The organism is Sulfolobus sp. E5-1-F (assembly GCF_009601705.1).
Lineage (GTDB): Archaea > Thermoproteota > Thermoprotei_A > Sulfolobales > Sulfolobaceae > Saccharolobus.
The window spans coordinates 546,592-565,773 of the sequence record NZ_CP045687.1; the positions used below are offsets into that span (position 1 = coordinate 546,592).

15 protein-coding genes and 2 pseudogenes are annotated in these 19,182 nt (G+C 36.2%); 7 read left to right on the forward strand and 10 right to left on the reverse strand.

Annotated features, from left to right (window positions below; genetic code table 11):
• Positions 1-20: 20 nt before the first annotated feature.
• The 6 genes and pseudogenes from GFS03_RS03005 to GFS03_RS03030 form a co-directional block, all read right to left on the reverse strand.
• Positions 21-920 carry an acyl-CoA dehydrogenase family protein gene (locus GFS03_RS03005; protein WP_153422452.1) on the reverse strand — a complete coding sequence of 300 codons (900 nt, stop codon included), beginning with the start codon at positions 918-920 and terminating at the stop codon, positions 21-23.
• Between the two features lie 4 nt (positions 921-924).
• Positions 925-1,851, reverse strand: coding sequence for a R2-like ligand-binding oxidase (locus tag GFS03_RS03010; RefSeq protein ID WP_153422453.1), 927 nt, complete (start codon positions 1,849-1,851; stop codon positions 925-927).
• A gap of 96 nt (positions 1,852-1,947) precedes the next feature.
• The gene (locus GFS03_RS03015; RefSeq protein WP_153422454.1) at positions 1,948-2,706 is read right to left on the reverse strand and encodes an SDR family oxidoreductase; all 759 of its coding nucleotides are present in this window, start codon (positions 2,704-2,706) and stop codon (positions 1,948-1,950) included.
• A 35-nt stretch (positions 2,707-2,741) separates the two neighbouring features.
• Positions 2,742-3,788, reverse strand: coding sequence for an alcohol dehydrogenase catalytic domain-containing protein (locus GFS03_RS03020; RefSeq protein WP_153422455.1), 1,047 nt, complete (start codon positions 3,786-3,788; stop codon positions 2,742-2,744).
• 276 nt (positions 3,789-4,064) lie between these two features.
• Positions 4,065-4,474 (reverse strand): annotated as a pseudogene (locus GFS03_RS03025) (DUF3211 domain-containing protein).
• Positions 4,475-4,541: 67 nt separating this feature from the next.
• Positions 4,542-5,933 carry a 4-hydroxyphenylacetate 3-hydroxylase family protein gene (locus GFS03_RS03030; protein WP_153422456.1) on the reverse strand — a complete coding sequence of 464 codons (1,392 nt, stop codon included), beginning with the start codon at positions 5,931-5,933 and terminating at the stop codon, positions 4,542-4,544.
• Positions 5,934-6,168: 235 nt separating this feature from the next.
• Here GFS03_RS03030 and GFS03_RS03035 point away from each other — a divergent pair.
• Positions 6,169-7,096, forward strand: a pseudogene (locus tag GFS03_RS03035) (IS1 family transposase).
• A 124-nt stretch (positions 7,097-7,220) separates the two neighbouring features.
• Here the strand turns inward: GFS03_RS03035 and GFS03_RS03040 are convergent.
• A complete protein-coding gene (locus GFS03_RS03040; RefSeq protein ID WP_153422457.1) occupies positions 7,221-8,681 on the reverse strand; it encodes an MFS transporter in 1,461 nt (486 codons plus the stop codon).
• A 249-nt stretch (positions 8,682-8,930) separates the two neighbouring features.
• Here GFS03_RS03040 and GFS03_RS03045 point away from each other — a divergent pair, with 249 nt between their 5' ends.
• On the forward strand, positions 8,931-9,518 hold the full coding sequence (locus tag GFS03_RS03045) for a TetR/AcrR family transcriptional regulator (protein WP_153422458.1): 588 nt from the start codon (positions 8,931-8,933) through the stop codon (positions 9,516-9,518).
• A 1-nt stretch (position 9,519) separates the two neighbouring features.
• Here GFS03_RS03045 and GFS03_RS03050 read toward each other — a convergent pair whose 3' ends face one another.
• A complete protein-coding gene (locus GFS03_RS03050; RefSeq protein ID WP_153422459.1) occupies positions 9,520-9,963 on the reverse strand; it encodes an SCP2 sterol-binding domain-containing protein in 444 nt (147 codons plus the stop codon).
• An 89-nt stretch (positions 9,964-10,052) separates the two neighbouring features.
• On the opposite strand from GFS03_RS03050, the gene GFS03_RS03055 reads away from it, so the two are divergent.
• From GFS03_RS03055 to GFS03_RS03070, 4 genes are all read left to right on the forward strand, one after another.
• Positions 10,053-11,195 (forward strand): thiolase family protein, encoded by a 1,143-nt coding sequence (locus GFS03_RS03055; protein WP_153422460.1) that lies wholly within the window; start codon positions 10,053-10,055, stop codon positions 11,193-11,195.
• On the forward strand, positions 11,192-11,548 hold the full coding sequence (locus tag GFS03_RS03060; RefSeq protein ID WP_153422461.1) for a Zn-ribbon domain-containing OB-fold protein: 357 nt from the start codon (positions 11,192-11,194) through the stop codon (positions 11,546-11,548). The genes GFS03_RS03055 and GFS03_RS03060 overlap by 4 nt, the downstream gene beginning before the upstream one ends.
• A gap of 68 nt (positions 11,549-11,616) precedes the next feature.
• Positions 11,617-13,275 (forward strand): long-chain-fatty-acid--CoA ligase, encoded by a 1,659-nt coding sequence (locus GFS03_RS03065; RefSeq protein ID WP_153422462.1) that lies wholly within the window; start codon positions 11,617-11,619, stop codon positions 13,273-13,275.
• A 36-nt stretch (positions 13,276-13,311) separates the two neighbouring features.
• Complete coding sequence (locus GFS03_RS03070; protein ID WP_153422463.1) at positions 13,312-14,424, forward strand: acyl-CoA dehydrogenase family protein; 1,113 nt, start codon at positions 13,312-13,314, stop codon at positions 14,422-14,424.
• A gap of 31 nt (positions 14,425-14,455) precedes the next feature.
• Here the strand turns inward: GFS03_RS03070 and GFS03_RS03075 are convergent, their stop codons facing one another.
• Positions 14,456-16,447: a 3-hydroxyacyl-CoA dehydrogenase/enoyl-CoA hydratase family protein gene (locus tag GFS03_RS03075; protein WP_153422464.1), complete on the reverse strand. Its 1,992-nt coding sequence runs from the start codon at positions 16,445-16,447 to the stop codon at positions 14,456-14,458.
• 83 nt (positions 16,448-16,530) lie between these two features.
• Positions 16,531-17,463, reverse strand: coding sequence for an MBL fold metallo-hydrolase (locus GFS03_RS03080; RefSeq protein WP_153422465.1), 933 nt, complete (start codon positions 17,461-17,463; stop codon positions 16,531-16,533).
• A gap of 206 nt (positions 17,464-17,669) precedes the next feature.
• Here GFS03_RS03080 and GFS03_RS03085 point away from each other — a divergent pair, with 206 nt between their 5' ends.
• Positions 17,670-19,133, forward strand: coding sequence for an MFS transporter (locus GFS03_RS03085; protein ID WP_153422466.1), 1,464 nt, complete (start codon positions 17,670-17,672; stop codon positions 19,131-19,133).
• Positions 19,134-19,182: the final 49 nt, after the last annotated feature.

A 19,182-nucleotide genomic window follows, 5' to 3' on the forward strand; every position in this document is an offset into this window, starting at 1 on the left:
ATTATATTTTATTTGATAGATTATATAGCTTGCAGGAACTCAGAGATATCCACTTTACTATTGTATAACTTACTTAATGTTAACGCTCTCCTTAAGTGAAGATGAATATCAAGATCATCCGTAAATCCTATCCCACCATGAACTTGTATACCACTTAAGAGAACCTTAGGTATCTTCTTATTAGCTAGATCCTTAGCTATCCACACGTACTTTATGTTTTCGGCTGCTTCCAATATTAAAGATCTGGCTAACTCCACATCAATTGCGTCATTAACCACTCTATGTTTAATTGCTTGGTACGAACCTATAGGTTTACCAAAAGCAATTCTCTCCTTACTATACTTAATTGACATACTAAGAACTTCTTCACCGCTTCCTACCATCTGAGAAGCCAATGAAAGTGCAACTTCAGCGTTGTTAACTTCTATGTCTTCATGCTTTTCAATGCGATCTACCTTACTGATTTTCATGGAGTTATCAAGTGAATTGAAAGTGCGAATTGTGCAGTCTCTTCTCTGGATAAGCCTATTTCCTATTACTATATAATCAGCCTCATTAGCTGAGGGTACGAAATTTGAGTCAGATATTGCGATTTTAACTTCGCCGGAGTACAGTCTGTTTAAAATGTCTTTACTCTTAATACCCCTAGCTGCGACTATACTACTTACTACAATTCCGGGCAGTAATTTTCTACCGATAAACTCATTTATTATCACGTTATCTTTTAATGATAGCGTGGAAAGGTAAGGTAAGATATCAAGCTTAACTATTTCCTTCCATAGCTCCTCAGTATAACTCTTATTTCCTTCCATGACTGCCCTTAACTTCTTTGTGGACCATTTTGATTCCAGTAATTCATTTAAACTGCCTAAAATCAGCTTAAGATCCTCACTAATTTCGAAGTTAAGATCTAGAATCATCAAATCACCAAGATTCAATTACATCCAAATCCTTTGGTAATAATGTTTCCAATTTCATCTCCTTAGCTCTATTTATCGCATCAATCCTAGTATTTAAAAGCCTTTTAGCGTAGTCCACTAGCTCCATACCGGAGAGGCCAAAAGGTAGAGTTGTAACTTGAGGCATTGTGGGTTCAGAGAAGATTCCTATAGCATAAGGCGTAAGGTAATTTATGTGATCCATAGCAACCTTATATATTCCCTCTCCATATTCCTTTATTAATCTTGCGATTAAATATACTCCAAATGCTATATGTCTAGATTCGTCAGTAGCTATGAGGTTTACCATCTTAGCTAAACCAGGTAGGATTTTTCTTGTACTTGTTATACGCCTAAAAATATTGTAACCTCCCTCAGCTGCTACTCCTTCAACTATTAAATTATAAGTTACCACGGCTCTAACTTGATTTTCTGGTGAAGGATCTCTAGATAAATTCCACATGGCCTTTGGCAATTCTTCATAAAATATCTTCCTATAATTAGGCGAAAGGTCTTTTGTATATGCACTTAGATCTTCCATTACATTAACAACGTCGAAAAATCTTCTAAACGCTTCAACATGTTTAGCTTCCTCATAAACGAACTGTTCTAAATACATAACTTCCTCTACTTTTCCCTCTTTAACTAACGTCACAATTAGCGGATGAAGGTCCAATGCTACAGCTTCTTCTCCCGCAGCAAACTTTGAACCGACATTTATTATGAACATTTTCTCTAAATCATCTAATTTTTTCCAGTCTTCTGCATCTTTACTTAGATCTATATTGGCTGGGTCCCAGAAAAGTTTCTTCCCTAGCTGATATAATTTCATTGGGAAGAGTGACCAATTTAAGCCTCCAGATCTTATGGACTTAAAATACTCGTGTTTATATTCTTCAAAACTCATGCCCATAATTAACTATAAATGATTTGTTTATATTTAAATTTTGCCTTAGATACGATAAAATAAAGTTTTAGTTAAAGCATTAAATGAAAAAGATTCCTTAATTTATTTTATTCCACCTTTTATACTCTCTCCAGAATCTAACACGAAAACTTGTCCAGTGAGAGATTCTATCTTAAGAATTGCAGCAGTGAACTCAGCTACTTCTTCTGGGTCGAGAATTTTACCCATTAATGTGAATTTTTCACCAAATTCCTTTTCACTCATCCCTAACACTTGAAACATACTTTCACCGAGTTTTGTTTTTACAAATCCTGGAGCTATGGCATTAACTCTTATTTTAGGAGCTAGTTCTAAAGCTAAATACTTTGTTAACGCAATTACTGCAGCTTTCATAGCGCCATATATTGATAATCCGTAGGCTGGTGAGATTCCAGCAACTGATGCAACGTTGACAATAGCTCCTCCATCTCTCATTTCCTTTGCGAAACTTTGAGAGCAGTAAACTACAGATTTAAAGTCTGTTGAAATATGCTTTTCCAGAAGTTTATCATCTACGTTTAAAAAGGGAGAGTATAGTCCTAAGCCAGCATTATTTATCAATATGTCAGCTACTCTATACCTATCGATGGTCGCTTTAAGTAAAGTTTCACATCCCTCCCTAGTGGAGACATCAGCTAGGATTCCAATAGCTTCTCCTCCATTCTCCTTAATGATCTTTACCGTTTCATTCATCTCCTCAACTCTCTTTTTAGCGTTCACTACAATTAAACTACCCTCACTCGCTAATCTCACAGCAATAGCCCTACCAATACCTCTACCGGAACCCGTTACTACAACAACCCTATTCTTTAGAGAGTACATGAATGATAATAAAATTTTTAGCAATAAAAAACTTTCTAATTCCACCTCACTATTGCCCTTATATGTATTCCTTTCTTTAAATTCTCATAAGCCTCATTTATCTTGTCTGGAGTATAAATATGCGAAACTAACTTCTTAATGTCAATTTTCCCGGAAGATGTTAAGCTCACCAGTTCGGGTAAGTCAATTCTGGGTCTATAGCCTAAACTCCCTATAATGGTTATGCCTCTGGAGACAAACAATGTTACGGGGATTTGTGCCAATGTAGAGAATCCTCCTAGTCCAGTAACAACTATAGTTCCACCGGCTTTAACTATTTCCAATGATAATTTCAGATCTGGATAAGGTTTTGTCTCATACACTATGTCAGCACCATCTTCCAAAACTTCTAGAACTTTCGCTCTCGCATCGCTTTCATTAGCGTTAATAGTGTGAGTTGCACCTAACTCTTTAGCCTTCTTTAATTTGTTCTCATCTATGTCAACTGCAATGATCGGATTTAATCCAATTGCGTTGGCCAATTGTATTGCTGAAGAACCTACACCACCAGACCCCACTATAACAATACTCTTACCTGAAGTGGCATTCGCGCTCTTTAATGCGTTATAAGCAGTACCATATGCGCATGCTAGTGGTGAAGAATAATATGGATCAAGATTTTTGGCTAGAGGAATTACTGCTATCTCCGGGACAGTTAAATATTCGGCATGGCCACCATTAATACCAATTAGGCCTACTAGCCTTTTCGCATTTTCTTTACAATAATTCTCCTTACCACTTGCACAATATCTACATATACCACATGGCACAATCCAAGAAACTAGAACTGGATCTCCCTCCTTTAGTCCATATGGGTTCTTAACGTTACTACCTATCTTCTCCACCCATCCGGCTATTTCATGACCAATTATAAATTCGTTGGGAAGTGGTCCCACCAGTTCACCACTTAATAGATGCAAATCACTATGGCATATTCCAGTTGACGCTACTTTCACTAAGATTTCCCCTTCTTTTGGAGTAGGATTAGGAACTTCTTTTATTTCTAATGGTAATCCATACCCCTTATATACTGCAGCCTTCATTATCTCTTTCTATGCTTTAATACAATTAATCTCTTCATTTATAATAGTTGGCTTTTTATTCGATACTCCGCTATTAAAATATAAACTCGTCTAATGATATAGGAAACAATTTTAATGTGAAATTTTACACTGCATCAAAGTGTATGTAACATATCATACAAGCAAAACAGTCAACTTTTAATGGTAGTAGCCTCTACTATTTTCAAACAATTTATCTAAATTGATAGTCGAGTCAGAATTCAATCTAGCTTTTCATGAGAAATTAACAAGATTACCTTAGATCTTTCTCTTAATTCTTTCCAATCTTACTTCTTCATCAAGTCTTTTCATATTTTTCTCAATCTTTCTCCTTAAAGAAAATTTAATAAAAGAGGAGAATCTGCCTTCATATTCTAATATTACGCCTATCTCACCCTTTTTAAACAAGTTAAATTCCAAAACTCCACCTTCTCCTTTTTGTGTTCCCACACTATAAAACTTATAAGATACCTTGTTATCCCCTATATAGACAGTACCGTGTAAAATTAATGATGTGACTCCTAACGATATCAAGGTATCATATTCGTTACCCTTAACAGTACAGTTACTGTTTCAGCTCCTAATATCTTGTATAACGTAAAAATAGGATCAGAGAGAATTTTTACTAGCGCTTGTGTATCATGTTGCGTAAGGAATGTGAGTTCCATAGATTAATTTTCCTATTTATTCTTTTTATGCTTTTCTATTGCTAAATCAAAAAGAAGAAGAAAAAGATTAACTTAAGATCCTTTTAACTAAGTTCTCAGCTTCCTTGAAATTATAGCTCCTGAATAGTTCTATTTTGCTAGCCTCCATCGAACCTTCAGCGTGTATCATACCAGTAAGTAAATATCCAGTAACTGTACTAGCCCCTAATTCCTTAGCTAGTTTTAATACCTTTGCTCTTTCCTCACCATCCACTGAGCCCCTTAAGTATTTAACAATATTCTTCCCTTCCTCGCTTTCCAAATCTTCTTGAGACGGCATAGTAGCTATTATTCCCCCAGCAATATCAATTAAATCTCTTACAACATCATGGAAGTGCATATTTGAGTACAGTTTCCCTACATTAGTAAAAATTGGGTTGGGCACAGCTATACCCTCCATATTTACTGGATACACAGCTGCAGATATTGCACTACTCCTCATAATTTCCTTATAGAGAATTATATCAACTATATCATCTCTCACATGCTTCTCGTTCTCAATACCATTTACTTGGGATGTTACTATAGAAGTCCCCAAGAACAGATTCATAGTTGCTGATCTATACGATAATGCCGTAAATCTATGAAAGGTAGCAAATAACATTGCCAATGTTCCAGCATAGTCGTATTCCCTAAATAAAAATACCCTATCCCAAGGAACGAAAACGTTATCGAAGACAGTTAAAGTTTCTAGCTCATAATCTTTTCTACTGAGTATTGAGGAGGAATTTCCCTCAATTTCGTCGATTGGTCTAACATACATCTTCAAGCCTTTAGTATTTGCAGGAATTGCAAAAGCTACCGCGTAATCTTTATCACTATCCCTCATTGCTCTAGTTGGTATAACAATAATCTCATCAGACACTGCAGATTGGGTAGTATGGGCCTTGGCGCCTCTAACTACTATTCCATCGCTCTTCACGTCAACTATTCTAACGTACATATCTGGATCAACTTGTTCGGAGGGCCTCTTACTTCTATCTCCTTTAACGTCAGTCTGAGCAGTGGCTAAAGTTAGATCTTCTTTAGCAATTCTTTCAAAATATCTCTCTATACGCTTTGAGTAATCCGTTCCATATTTCCTATCGACTTGTTTTGCAGTGATCATAAGTGCAAATATCGCATCACTCCCAATTGCTTGTGAAATGTTAAATATACCATTACAATACATCGTTAAATCGTAAATTAACTTATGTCTATCCAATAAATCCTGTGATGTTAATGGTACCTTAAAGAACTTGCTTATTCTTCCCATTTTACTATCTTCATAAAGCCTATCAGGGTATTCATATAATTTAGCAGCATGTAATGCGGCTGTCTTTAAAATTTGGTGTGTTGTTATATCTTCTACTGGTTTTCCCCTATAATACATAGTTCTACCATCTCTCAAGGACTTTAGGAAATCTTCTTTTGATCTCATAAATAATATTACTCTGGATAGTCTATTAACTTTTTCTTTGCCTTTGGGAGTGTTCTCATGGGGAGTGTTCTCAAACAGTCATCTTATTCGATATCTAGTTGTAAAATTATATCAGACTAGAAATTTTTATAATTACTCATCTTAACCTATAGGTTAAGGAATTAGAACGCAAAGAATTGTCTCTGAAAAAGGTTTATGTGCGAGGATTACGAGATTCTCTGTGAGGCTATTACAGATGGATCCCGTAATCCTCGCACAATTATTCATTATGATTTTAAGAAATTTAAATCTTAAAAGAAAGTACGAGCTAAAGGATATTGCACTAGCGTTAGCATACTCCTTGGGAGTTCAGATCACGAAAATAGGAATCCCACCATCAACACTATACTACTACTTGAGGAAAGTTGGAATAAGAAGGAGAAGAGACCAACATGTCCATCATGCAACTCGAATAGGGTAGTCAAGAACGGCTCATCTAGAGGGAAGGCAAAGTATAGATGCAAAGTGTGTGGAAGAACGTTTTACAATACACTGAAGCACAGAATGAATAAGGAACAAAGGGAGAGAATCTTAAAGGAGTACTTGAACAGGATGAGCATGAGGGCAATATCAAGAGTTGAGGGAAAGCCATTAACTACAGCCTAGTGAAGAGGATTGGAGCAAAGGCCTTCACGAGCTTGGTAATATTGAAGGGTAAACTCAAGAGTTTCATGGCCAAGTCTACAGTATTTGACGAGTTCTGGACTTATCTTCGTGTTAGGCATGGGAAGGTTAGAGCGGATCTCTGGATTTGGACTGCTCTTTCTGATGGGATACCTTTTTACGAGTCTGGGGACAGAAGTTATGGAACTTTCCGTCTCCTCTTGAGCTGGTTACCTAGGAGTGGGGTAAATTATACTGATCACTACTGTGTTTATCAAGTTCTTGATAAACGCGTGGCGAGCAAGAAGTACACTTACATTGTGGAGAGCCATAATTCTTGGTGTAGGTCTCACCTTGCTAGGTTAGCTAGGGATACTAAGGTTAATAGGAGTCAGAGGATGGTGGATTACAGTTTAGCCTTGTTGAACGTTATGTATCCTCACGTGTTCTCAAGAGAGATAACGCCCTTAAACGAGATCTACTTGAAGGGAATACAGTATATTAGAGATAATTTGATATAATTTTACTAACAGTTCTCGAATAAGATGACTGAATGAGAACACTCCCAAATAAAACTCACCTTTCAAAAAATTTTATTAGTTATCTTTTCCTTTAACGCTACTTTTCGCTTTTTATAATTCCTCCTTAAGGTTGTTGCGGAGTTAGATGGATTTCGTTTATTTCTTCTAACCTTACTCCCACAGTCCTAGGAACAGTAAACCATAAGATCACTGCAGCTATAACTACAGGGAATGCCTCAATAGCCCATGCGTTTATTGGCCCAGTAGCTACTACTAGAGGGAAGAGCAATAATGGACCTATAGCTCCTCCAATATGCCCTAGTCCATCAGTAATAGCAAATCCAGTAGATCTGGCTGCAGTTGGAAATGACTCACTACTCATTAAATACCCAGCTAAGTATGACAGTCCACCTCCGATAGCATTTGTGATAAGGCCTAAGGTCAAACTCATACCTAGTAGATTAAAATGCACTGCAAAATATGCTGCAACAATCATACCTACTAACCAACCTATGGAACCTATTTGGGTCAGTAATCTCCTATCTACTCTCTCAATAAAGGTTAAAAGGAGAAACGCCATCAGAGTATCTCCCAAGGCCGCAAATCCGGTAAGAAGAACGAACTGGTTAAACATTGCCCCAGAGTAACCTATGAATTTTCCATAGTAATCCCATAATGTCGAAAACGTATACTGTACGAAGTAAATGAAGAACCAGAACAATAAGAGCACTATTAGGCGTTTCATAAATACGGGCTTAGCTAGTATTGAAAATGGATTTGTAGTCTGATAGGAGTAATTTATTATTTTAGGTTCTGGTAATGACTGTACTCCAGCTCTTCTCATAGCAGTCTCTTCCATTATTCTCACAATACTCTCAGCCTCACTTATCCTCCCCTTTTTAACTAGGAATCTTACAGTCTCTGGAGCTCTGATCCTAAATACTAGTGCGGCTACTGCCATTATGGCAGCTATTCCAAAGGCTAATCTCCATCCTATGGATGGTAAGCCAGTAACTAGCAATGCAGCAATTGTTGCACCCACACCAACTGCTATCCATCCAGCCAAGTATATCCAATTCGCATATTTACCTCTTTTTGCACTTGGAGCAAATTCGGATACATATACCATAGCTAAGTTTAAATCTCCTCCTATTCCAGCTCCCTCAATGAATCTAAATACTGCGAGCATGGGGAAGTTAATAGATAATGCCATCCCCAGACTACCTATAGCAGTGAGTAACACGGTGAGTATTAGAACGGGCCTTCTACCTATTCTATCTGCTAAGTAACCTAATCCTAGAGAACCAGGAATATACCCAAAGAGACCAAGGGAAGCTACTAGTGAAGCTTGAGATGCGTTGATAAAGGGTATATATGGTAGTGCTGCTCCTATATTTCCTACAGCATCATAGAGCGTTATGAAGTAGCTAAATCCTATAGCCCATAGTAGTGCATATGATAGTCCCCAAGTGGGTAATCTATCTATCCTAGCTAGATATTCATCTAACTTACTACTCATGCGATTAGTTATGTTGATTAATTCATAAAGATATCTTATGAAAGTCAATTTTGTAGATTTATACATCAATTCTATTGTAAGAAATTCTCAATCATTGTTTTAAATTATACTACATTCCTATATACTAACTTGTTAATCTAACTCATATTTAGAAAAAAGAGGTTAGTGCTACACTGACTGTGATTTTCTTATACTCATAAATAACAGTTATTTATAAGTAGGGAAAGTATTATTGTATGCTAATTCCCTTTAGAAAGGTTTATATACTATTAGAATAAATTATAAATTGACTCAGTAGTCAAAAAGGGGGGCTAAATGTATAGGTATCCTAAAACTGAAAAGGGAAAGGAGTCATTAAATAAGATATTAAATGCTTCACTCGAACTAATTTCGGAAAGGGGATTCCTGAACACCAGCATAAGTGATATAACTAATAAGGCCGGTGTAGCTTATGGTTTGTTCTATTTCTATTTTAAGAGTAAACATGATATACTAGACGAGCTAATTAGAAGATTCAATACCAGCATGAGATATTATTTAAAGGTAAATACAATGGGTATACAAAACAGGATAGAAATGGAAAAGGAAGGTTTAGCTAAATTTCTAGAATGGATGGATCAGAATAAAAAATACTACAAGGTATTTGTGGAGGCTCAGGTACATAGACCAGAGATGTATATATGGCATTTCACTAAATTGGCAGAGAGATATAAGATTGGTCTAAAGGAGGCTATGGATAGAGGAGAGATTGTTAAAGTGGATCCAGAATTATTAGCTTACGTGCTAATAGGAATTGGCGAGATGATAGGTAGAAGATATATTTTGTGGACAAATCAAGGATTAACCAAAAAACAATATGATGACTTGGCCATTCTCATAGAAAATATGCTAAGACCTAAGTAGGCTAAACAAGGAATTTTGTATTTATTTTACTTGAGATATTAGCCATTACCACTGAAGCAGTAGTGTATCTAGCTAGATCGAAAAGGCTACCCTTCTTAAGTTTTATTGTACCAGATAACAACGCTGATACTACTTGCAATTTACCGCTTATTATATCCTTCCATGAATTATAACTTGCTTCAAGTACGTATGGTGCATCAGCCTTGCTAATATCGGTGAAAAATTCTGTACCTTGGCATTTTCCATTATTTAGATATAGTTTCATTGCCAAAGTGTTAGTGCCCTTTACGCCTAAATAGTCCAACACTTGAGCAGGTATGTCGGTCGCTATGAATAAAATTGGTGATACCCACCCTTTCCCTGCCTCATTATATTCCTTGCTTTCATTTAGGAGTCTACACCATTCTTCTGCCCACTCCTTGCTAGGATACACAAACTCAGCCATAATAGAAATTAATATGGACTTCTATATAAGTATTATTAGAAAGCGAAATTTGAACAAGATTTTTTAATAGTAGTAAATTATGATTATTGATGATTGTAGGATTTGCTGGAAGATTATATAAAAATTATGAGAAAGATGGAATAGAGCTATTAAAGGAAACCATTGATGAGGCCCTAGAAATGGCAGGATTAAGCTATGCTGATATTAATGGGATAATGGCCAACATAGGCAGAGGTTCATTCCACGGTAATAAAACGTATTTAAATCCTCCAGCTCAAATAAGTGAATATTTTGGAATAAAGCCGAAAATTATAGACCATGTACAATATGGTGGGCCATCAGTATTATCAATGATATATAGAGCATATAAAGCAATCAAGGCAGGGGATGCAGACACAATACTTTGTATACAAGGAGGAAAGATATCTCATTTGAGAGATAACCATTTTCAAAAAACAGATATAATTGATAGTCCCTTTGATGACTACATTAAGATTTATGAGCAGATGTCTCCAATATCGGATTATGCAATGGTAGCTTATAGGCATTCGAAACTCTTCGGTACCACTGATGAACAAAGAGCAAAAGTCGCTGTAATGCAGAGATATAGTGCAAGTTATAATCCTAAGGCTCTATTTAGAAATCCTATTACAGTTAAGGATGTTTTACAATCCAGGATAGTTTCTTATCCTTTACATCTTCTTGAAATAGTATATCCAATTGATGGTTTTCACGTTTTTATAGTAAGTAGAAAAAGTAGTAAATCATCCCTTAGAAATATAGATATTTTAGCATATGGAGAGGCTCACTGGCCAAATCCACCAGCTGAATGGGATGATATAATATATACTCCAGCAATCGAAAGTGCGAAAAAGGCTTCATTTGACCTTAGCAAGGTAGATGCCTTTCAGCTTTACGACTCATTCACAATAACCGTAATGTTACAGATGGAGGATATTGGATTAGTTGAGAAAGGTAAGGTTGGACAATTTGTTGAATCTCATGACTTAACTTTCAAGGGTGATGTTCCTATCAATACTGGGGGAGGTAGTTTGAATACTGGTCAACCGGCTTACATGAGTGGTGGAGTTATTTTAGAAGAAGCATTGCTTCAATTAAACGATATGGCTGATGGTCATCAAGTTAAGGGAGCTGACGTTATATTCTTAAATGGAATTGGGTGGTGGAGTAGAAGGCATAGCGTAACTTTAGTATTGGGTGAGCGGAAATGAAAGATGATGAGATAAGAGAATTATACTTTAAATATTTCAATGAAGAGAAGCTACCATTCATTCAGTGTAATAAGTGTGGTTATAGGTTTTACTATCCAAGAGTATTTTGCCCTAAATGTCATTCTTCAGATATAGAAGTTAGATTTAGTAAAGGACATGGTAAAATATTTGCCATGACTAAAATTTATAGGAAAGACGGTAGTCATGTTGTTTATGGAATTGTAGAGCTAGAAGAGGGATTTAGAATGTATTCCAATATAGTAGAGGAGAGTCAAGCTGACATTGGAAAGAGGGTTGAATTAATATTTAAGGAGATAAACGGCAAGAAGTATCCCCTATTTAGGGTAGTCTAGCCCCTTAGTTTCATTTTTTATCTATAAAGGTAAAAAAGCTTAAATATAGAAAAGATCACATATTACATGTGGAGATAATAAAAGGTTTTCCTTCAACTATGATGGACGACTATCAACTTAATGTTGTACAAATATTGGAACATGCGGGTAAGTGGTATGGTGAGCAAGAAATCGTCTCTAGGAGGAAAGATAATACAATTTTAAGATACAATTATAGAGAAGCATTTAGAAGGGTTAAAAAACTCGCAAGTTCACTTAAGTCTTTAGGTGTTAAGGTTGGTGACAGAGTAGGTGTATTAGAATGGAATACACATAGGTTTTACGAATTATACTTCGCAATACCCGCAACTGGTGCAGTACTGTTAGAGCTAAATCCTAGACTTCACCCACTTCAATTGGCAAAGATTATCAACCACTCTAAAGTATCATTTTTGTTCTTAAACGAGGACTTCATTCCCCTAGTTGAGAGTATATCAAATAATATTCCATCAGTTAAGAAGTTCATATTAATTTCTGATTTAGAGAAGACACATCAAGGTAATTATTACGATTACGAGAAACTAGTAGAGGAAGGCGATGAGGAATACGAGATACCAATGTTTGATGAGAAGACAGCGTGCTATGCAGCATATACTACTGGTACTACAGGAGATCCCAAAGGCATATATTATTCACATAGATCGATAGTATTAAATACATTGGTAATATCACGTAATATTACAATAGATGATACTTTTATGCAATTAGTACCCATGTTCCATGTAAATGGTTGGTTGGGATTCATGGCTGCTACACTAGTTGGAGCAAAGCTTGTGTTACCGGGAAGATATACTGCTGAGAATCCGAAACCATTAGTTGACTTAATGATTAACGAGAAAGTAACAGTTACAGCTGGTGTTCCAGAAGTGTTTAGCTCTATTTTAAATTACTTAAGAAATATGGAAAACAAGCCATTATTTGTAAATTCCAGAATACTTATAGGCGGAAGTGAGCCTCCTCTGAGCTTAGTTTTAGGTCTAATGGAGTTTGGATTTCAAGTTGGTCAAGGGTACGGTGCTACCGAAACCACTCCTTCAGTTGCGGGTAGTGTTATTAAACCCAAAATAAGGGAGAAATATTCTGAAAAGGATATGCTAGATTTGTTAAGAAAACAAGGTATACCAGCTTTTGGAATTGATATAAAGGTTGTTGATCCATCAACTGGTAAAGAGGTACCACATGACGGTAAGACTGTAGGAGAATTATGGATCAGAGGGCCGTGGATCGCCTCATCCTATTATAATGATCCCAGAACAATGGAGTCGTTTGTTGGTGATGGTGTAGATAGATGGTGGAGAAGTGGCGATTTAGCTGTAGTAGATGAGCTAGGTTATATTAAAATAGTAGATAGAATAAAGGATGTTATAAAGAGCGGAGGAGAATGGATAAGTACTGTAGATTTGGAGAATCAATTAATGACTCATCCTGCTGTAGCTGAGGCTACAGTCATAGGTGTTCCTCATCCCAAGTGGGGAGAAAGACCATTAGCGTTTGTTGTGTTAAGGCAAGGATTCGAAAATAAGGTTAGCAAGGAGGAACTATTAAGGCATTTAAGTCAGAGGTTTGCTAAGTGGCAGCTACCTGACGATATAATATTTGTTAAGGAGATTCCTAAGACTAGTGTAGGTAAATTCGATAAGAAGGTTTTAAGGGAAAAATATAAGGATTTCTTTACTAGTGGTAGATAAGAAAATATTTAAAAGTAAAGAGGAGGTATTTAAACTATGAGTAAGAATGAGGATGAATTAGAAGAGTACAGAAATAAGGTAAGGGAATGGATAAGGAATAATGTACCCGAGGAGGTGAGGACTAAGGGAGACATGGCCCCTCCAGATGTCTTAAGGGAATGGCAAAGGAAAATATATGAGGCCGGATATTTAGGGGTCTCTTGGCCAAAGGAATATGGAGGATGGGGAGAAAATCCAATTAAAGAGATAATAGTTAGAGAAGAATTCGCTAAGGCAGGAGTACCCTATGCGACAGTTGGTCTAGGAGTATCCGTAGTTGGTCCGGCAATTATTCTTAATGGTACTGAGGAACAAAAGAAGAAATACATAAGGAGAATATTAACGGCTGAGGATATATGGTGTCAAGGTTTTTCTGAACCTCATGCTGGATCAGATTTGGCTGGCATAAAGACTAAAGCTGAGGATAAGGGAGACTACTTTCTAGTTAATGGACAGAAGATATGGAGTAGTTATGCGCATTTGGCTAACTATTGCCTTCTCTTGACTAGAACTGGCGATGTATCAGAGAGACACAAGGGACTTACCATGCTTATAGTTGATATGAAAAGCGAGGGAATAAGAGTAAGTCCAATCAAGCAAATTACTGGGAGATCAGAATTTAACACAGTATATTTTAATAACGTAAAGGTTCCTAAGGAGAACGTAGTTGGCAAAATAGGTGAAGGATGGAAAGTAGCGATGTCCACGTTAAATTATGAGAGGCTTAACATAGGAACAATATTGTTTACAGTAGAAAGACTCATAAGGGATTTGTCAATCAATAATGAGCAATTATTTAATATAGCAGAAGATATAATTGCGCTAAAGTCATTTTATAAAAGAATATTGGAAAGGTTAAAGAAAGGATATATTGCAGGTCCAGAGGCTGCAGTAATAAAGTTAGTAGCTTCAGAAGCAATACAGAGGGTTTACGAAAATGCCATGGCTAATGCTGAAATAGAAGGACTAGTTATGGAAAGAGAACCTGAATTTAGACCAGAGATAGCGTATGGCTTATTAGCCTCTAGAGCAATAACAATAGCTGGCGGTACTTCTGAGATATTGAGGAATTTATTAGGGGAAGTCGTCCTAGGATTACCAAAAGGTTAAATAAAAATAAAAAGAGAGAGAATAAAAAACATTATTCTCCTTTAAATTGCGGTTTTCTTTTTTCCAAGAAAGCTCTTACTCCCTCCTCTACATCTTTAGTTGTAAATAGAAGTCCAAATAGTGTTGACTCTAGAGTTTGTCCAGTCCAGATATTAGATTCATAGCCTAACTCTATAGCTAATTTAGCTGCTAATAGGGATATTGGAGATTTTTCTGCTATTTTTAAGGCTACTCTTCTCACTTCTTCCTCAAATCTATTGGCTGGAACTACTAAATCCACTAATCCCATCTTATAAGCATCTTCAGCTGAGACCATATCACCAGTATATATCATTAACTTTGCCCTTCCCTTACCAACTAGTCTAGGTAGTCTTTGTGTTCCTCCAGCTCCAGGTATTATGCCTATATTTATTTCAGGTTGTCCCAGTTGTGCTACCTCAGAGGCTATCCTTATATCACAAGCCATGGCTAACTCAAGCCCACCTCCTAATGCAAACCCATTTATTCCCGCAATTATTGGCTTAGTATAAAGAGCAATTTTGTTCACTACATTCCTTAAAGTCCTTAACCTTATTACGTCTATTGGTCTTAGCGTAGTGAATGAACCTATATCGGCTCCAGCTGAAAAAGCTCTACCATTGCCAGTAATTATAACAACTCTCACATCATTTCTGCTTTCCAATTCATCTAGACTTTTGTCAAGTTCACTAACTAACTCTGGATTTAGTGCGTTTAATCGTTCGGGTCTATTTAATATAATCCATGCTAATGGTGGTTCAATACGTAAGATAAGTGTATTTAGTTTCTTCTCCTCAATCTTTCCATACTGGTAAAATCCGCTCCCTGTCTTTATTCCTAACTTATTCTCATTTACCATTTGGGTTATCAATGGATCTGGTGAGAAAACATTATAACCAGATAATGCCTTCAGATCCTCCAAAGCCTTAAGGACATTATCAACACCTAACTCGTCTGCATATTGGAATATTCCTTTTGGAAGTCCTAATCCTAATCTCACGCCTAAATCTATATCATCCCTACTCGCTATTCCTTCTCTTAATAGTCTAGCAGCCTCATTTACACCTCCAGCCAAAATTAATGCGGGATTTAATTTATCAGCCAATTCCTTTGGCAACTCTGGTTTAACATATTTACCAGGCGCTGGATAAGTGTAGAAACCCTTACCGGTCTTCACACCCAATTCATTATTTTTAAACTTCTGCTCTATCAAACTGCATATAGGTATATTATCTCTTATTCCTAGTTCTTCTCTGGACTTCGAAACGTAATATGCTACATCTATTCCCGTGTAGTCTATTAATTCAAATACTCCCATTGGAAATCCCAATTTATATCTGGCAACTGCGTCAACTTCTCTGTAGTCTGCCACTTTCTTCTCAACTAATACGCATGAGGCAATATTTATCTGACCTAAAATCCTGTTTACAACGTATCCTGGTACATCCTTATTTATCATTATTGGCTGTTTGCCAAACTTCTTAGCTAAATCGTAAGTTATTTTAGCAGTCTCATCACTAGTTTTATCCCCTTTCATTACTTCTACAAGTTGCATTAATACTGGAGGATTGAAGAAGTGCATTCCCACAACTTTATCTTGTCTCTTAGTAGCTTCAGCTATTTTAGTAATTGGTAGGCTACTTGTATTTGTAGCCAATATTGCATGGGGTGGTAATAATTCGTCAAGTTTGGAGAAAACTTGTTTCTTTATGTCAATTCTCTCGGTTGAAGCTTCTATCGAAAAGTCTGCATCGCTTACTGTCTTATCCAATCCCACTATGGTAGTAATCCTTGACATTATGGTATCTACACTCTCTTTTAACTGCCCTCTCTCTTGTAACTTACTTAAACTCCATCTTATCCTTTCTAACGCATTGTTAAGTATATCTTGAGATATATCGCTTAAGTACACCTTATATCCAGAAATTGCTGCAACTTCAGCTATTCCATGTCCCATTGTTCCTGCTCCTACGACGAGAATCTTTTTAATATCTTCTACCTTCATCGGATATATATAAAGCGAAATAAGGTTAAAAAGTAATCTCAATTCATTCTTCATACAATTTTAAATATTTTACCCATTTTATATCAACTAATCATAGCATAATAAATACTATTATTGACATTTATCTCCTTTATAAAACCCTCCTCAACTAGATATTTAATATGTGATAATGTTTCTCCCATAGCTAATTGTTTATCAAAAGTTGAGAGCTCATCCCACTTCTTATACCAAGAAATTCTAGATGCAATATCAAATCCATTAGCCCTCCTTAAGGTCCTTAAAATATTTATTATTTCCTCTAGCCGTTTTTTATGATGTTCCTTTATTTCCTCTACCCTTTTACTTACGTCTTTAAACGGCTCTCCATGCGCTGGATATAATTGCTCAACATTTAGTTTTTCCACTCTATCAAGGCTTTCTAAATACGCCTTTAATGGATTATCCTCCAATCTTAACAACGATACGTTTGGCGTTACATCTTGTAATATGTGATCCCCACTAAATATTACTTTCTCGTAAACTAGGCAAATATGACCCATAGTGTGACCTGGAGTTAATAACACTCTCATTTGTTCTTGGCCTAATTTTATCACATCTCCATCCTTAACAGTATTGAAATTTACGCCGTCAATAATTTCACTAAATCTACTCCGATTTCTAAGCATTCTCTGAATAAACTCTTCTGGAAAACCATTTGCGAGAAAATATTGTCTCATTTCTCTTTCATATTCTTCACTAAGCAAGTATGTTATATATTCGTACTCCTTTTCCGAGATCAATATGTTACTCTTATCCTTAAACAATCTAACTAAGCCCATGTGGTCTGGATGATAATGAGTAATTAAGACGAAGGTTGGAAAACCATGAACTTTCAAATAACTTGTTAAAGCGATTATATCTTCTTGAGTAGGTAGCCCAGTATCGATTAATATGCTTTCTTCATTGTCTTTTACTAAATATGCGTTTATGTACTTTAAGGGCCCTTGCATTGGTAGCTTTAATGTATATATCATCACACACTCAATCTCTCTTAACTAGCTTTAAAATTTATCCCTTAAGTCCAATAAAGCTATTTTACTTTTTCTCTCTTTTATAAACTGAATAAATATCTAATTAAATAGTTAAAAATTATCATTACTGGGACTAAAACTACTTAGATTATACTATTTATTTCAGTCAAGACTCGTATTACTGACAAAGATAGTACCTAACTATACAATATATGTATAAATCTACAAAATTGACTTTTATAAGACATTTTTATAAATTAATCGGCAGAAGTAGTCTCATGAGTAGTAAGTTAGATGAATATTTAGCTAGGATAGATAGGCTACCAACTTGGGGACTATCATACGCGCTACTATGGGCATTGGGAATAGGATACTTTGCAACGCTATATGACGCAGTGTCCAATTTAGGTTATGCTTTACCTTTCATCCCTTTTATAAACGCGATACAAGCTTCAATTATTGTTTCAGTAGGATTGGCAGGTTACATCATAGGCTCAATAGGGCTTGGCATTGCATCAGATAGGATAGGTAGAAGACCAATATTGGTATCCACATTTGCGCTTTTATGTATTGGAAGTTTAGGTATGGGTTTATCTACCAATTATTTCATACTTTTAGTTTTTAGAATCATAGAAGGTATAGGTATTGGTGCAAGTCTAAATTTAGCTATGGTTTATGTTGCAGAGTTTTCTCCCAGTATGAAAAGAGGAAAATACGCTAATTGGATTTTCATCTCAGGTTGGACAGCAGTAGGGGTAGGTACAGTGGCCGCAGCTTTCATCGTTACTCTAACTCCAGCAGTAGGTTGGAGAGTAATTTTCCTTATCCCTGGAATCTTATCACTTATAACTACTGTTATTTTAGCTATTTTGTCTCCAGAAAGTATTAGAATATTAATAAGGAAAGGAAAGGTGCAAGAAGTCGAAAAAATTGTAAATAAAATGGAAGAAGTAAGTATGAAAAGGGCTAAGGTGGAATCACTTCCACAGCCCAAAATAGTTCATTATGAGGAGATTCCATCTTCTAGTCAGCTTAAAATACTAAGAGAGCCGAAATATCTTAAACGCCTAATCTCGCTCATAGTTTTTTGGTTCTTCATCTACTTTATACAGTACACATCCACTGGCCTTGGTCCCACATTCGTAAAGGTAGTAGTGGGCTTTTCTTCTGCCCAGTACGCGGAATATATCAGATTGTCGGGGTTTGCAGCTATTGGCGCTACCATTATCTCATTTATTCTATTAGGGGTAGTAGAAAGGACTGATAGAAGGCTACTAACCCAGATTGGAGGAATAGGGTTCTTAGTCAGCTCTTTCGTATCTACATATTTACTTCTTAACAAGGAACTTATAACTTGGTTTATAGCATATTTTCTATTGGAATTCGTTGTTAACCCACCATACTTAGCTGGATATTTGATGAGCAGTGAAGCATTCCCAACAGCGGCTAGATCAACGGGCTTCGCAATAACTGATGGTATAGGGCATTTAGGTGGAGTTATTGGGCCTCTACTTTTATTTCCTCTAATAAAAATAATAGGTCCTTTACCAGCATGGGTAGTTCTAGGTCTTCCAGTTCCGTTCGCTGCTGCACTATTATGGTTTACTATTCCGAAGACGGTAGGTGTAAGACTTGAAGAGGTTAATGAAGCCTTTAAAGAGAATACGGGAAGATAAAGCCTTTCTCTAAAATGGCCTTGGCAAATCTTTGAGAGCTAATAGTGAA

Excerpts from the sequence above, each read along its gene's own strand:
- GFS03_RS03030 (WP_153422456.1), bottom strand. The coding sequence starts at position 5,933 with ATGAGATCAAAAGAAGATTTCCTAAAGTCCTTGAGAGATGGTAGAACT.
- GFS03_RS03070 (WP_153422463.1), top strand. The coding sequence starts at position 13,312 with ATGAGTAAGAATGAGGATGAATTAGAAGAGTACAGAAATAAGGTAAGG.
- GFS03_RS03050 (WP_153422459.1), bottom strand. The coding sequence starts at position 9,963 with ATGGCTGAGTTTGTGTATCCTAGCAAGGAGTGGGCAGAAGAATGGTGT.
- GFS03_RS03020 (WP_153422455.1), bottom strand. The coding sequence starts at position 3,788 with ATGAAGGCTGCAGTATATAAGGGGTATGGATTACCATTAGAAATAAAA.
- GFS03_RS03010 (WP_153422453.1), bottom strand. The coding sequence starts at position 1,851 with ATGGGCATGAGTTTTGAAGAATATAAACACGAGTATTTTAAGTCCATA.
- GFS03_RS03040 (WP_153422457.1), bottom strand. The coding sequence starts at position 8,681 with ATGTATAAATCTACAAAATTGACTTTCATAAGATATCTTTATGAATTA.
- GFS03_RS03085 (WP_153422466.1), top strand. The coding sequence starts at position 17,670 with ATGTATAAATCTACAAAATTGACTTTTATAAGACATTTTTATAAATTA.
- GFS03_RS03015 (WP_153422454.1), bottom strand. The coding sequence starts at position 2,706 with ATGTACTCTCTAAAGAATAGGGTTGTTGTAGTAACGGGTTCCGGTAGA.
- GFS03_RS03005 (WP_153422452.1), bottom strand. The coding sequence starts at position 920 with ATGATTCTAGATCTTAACTTCGAAATTAGTGAGGATCTTAAGCTGATT.
- GFS03_RS03045 (WP_153422458.1), top strand. The coding sequence starts at position 8,931 with ATGTATAGGTATCCTAAAACTGAAAAGGGAAAGGAGTCATTAAATAAG.
- GFS03_RS03060 (WP_153422461.1), top strand. The coding sequence starts at position 11,192 with ATGAAAGATGATGAGATAAGAGAATTATACTTTAAATATTTCAATGAA.
- GFS03_RS03075 (WP_153422464.1), bottom strand. The coding sequence starts at position 16,447 with ATGAAGGTAGAAGATATTAAAAAGATTCTCGTCGTAGGAGCAGGAACA.
- GFS03_RS03055 (WP_153422460.1), top strand. The coding sequence starts at position 10,053 with ATGATTGTAGGATTTGCTGGAAGATTATATAAAAATTATGAGAAAGAT.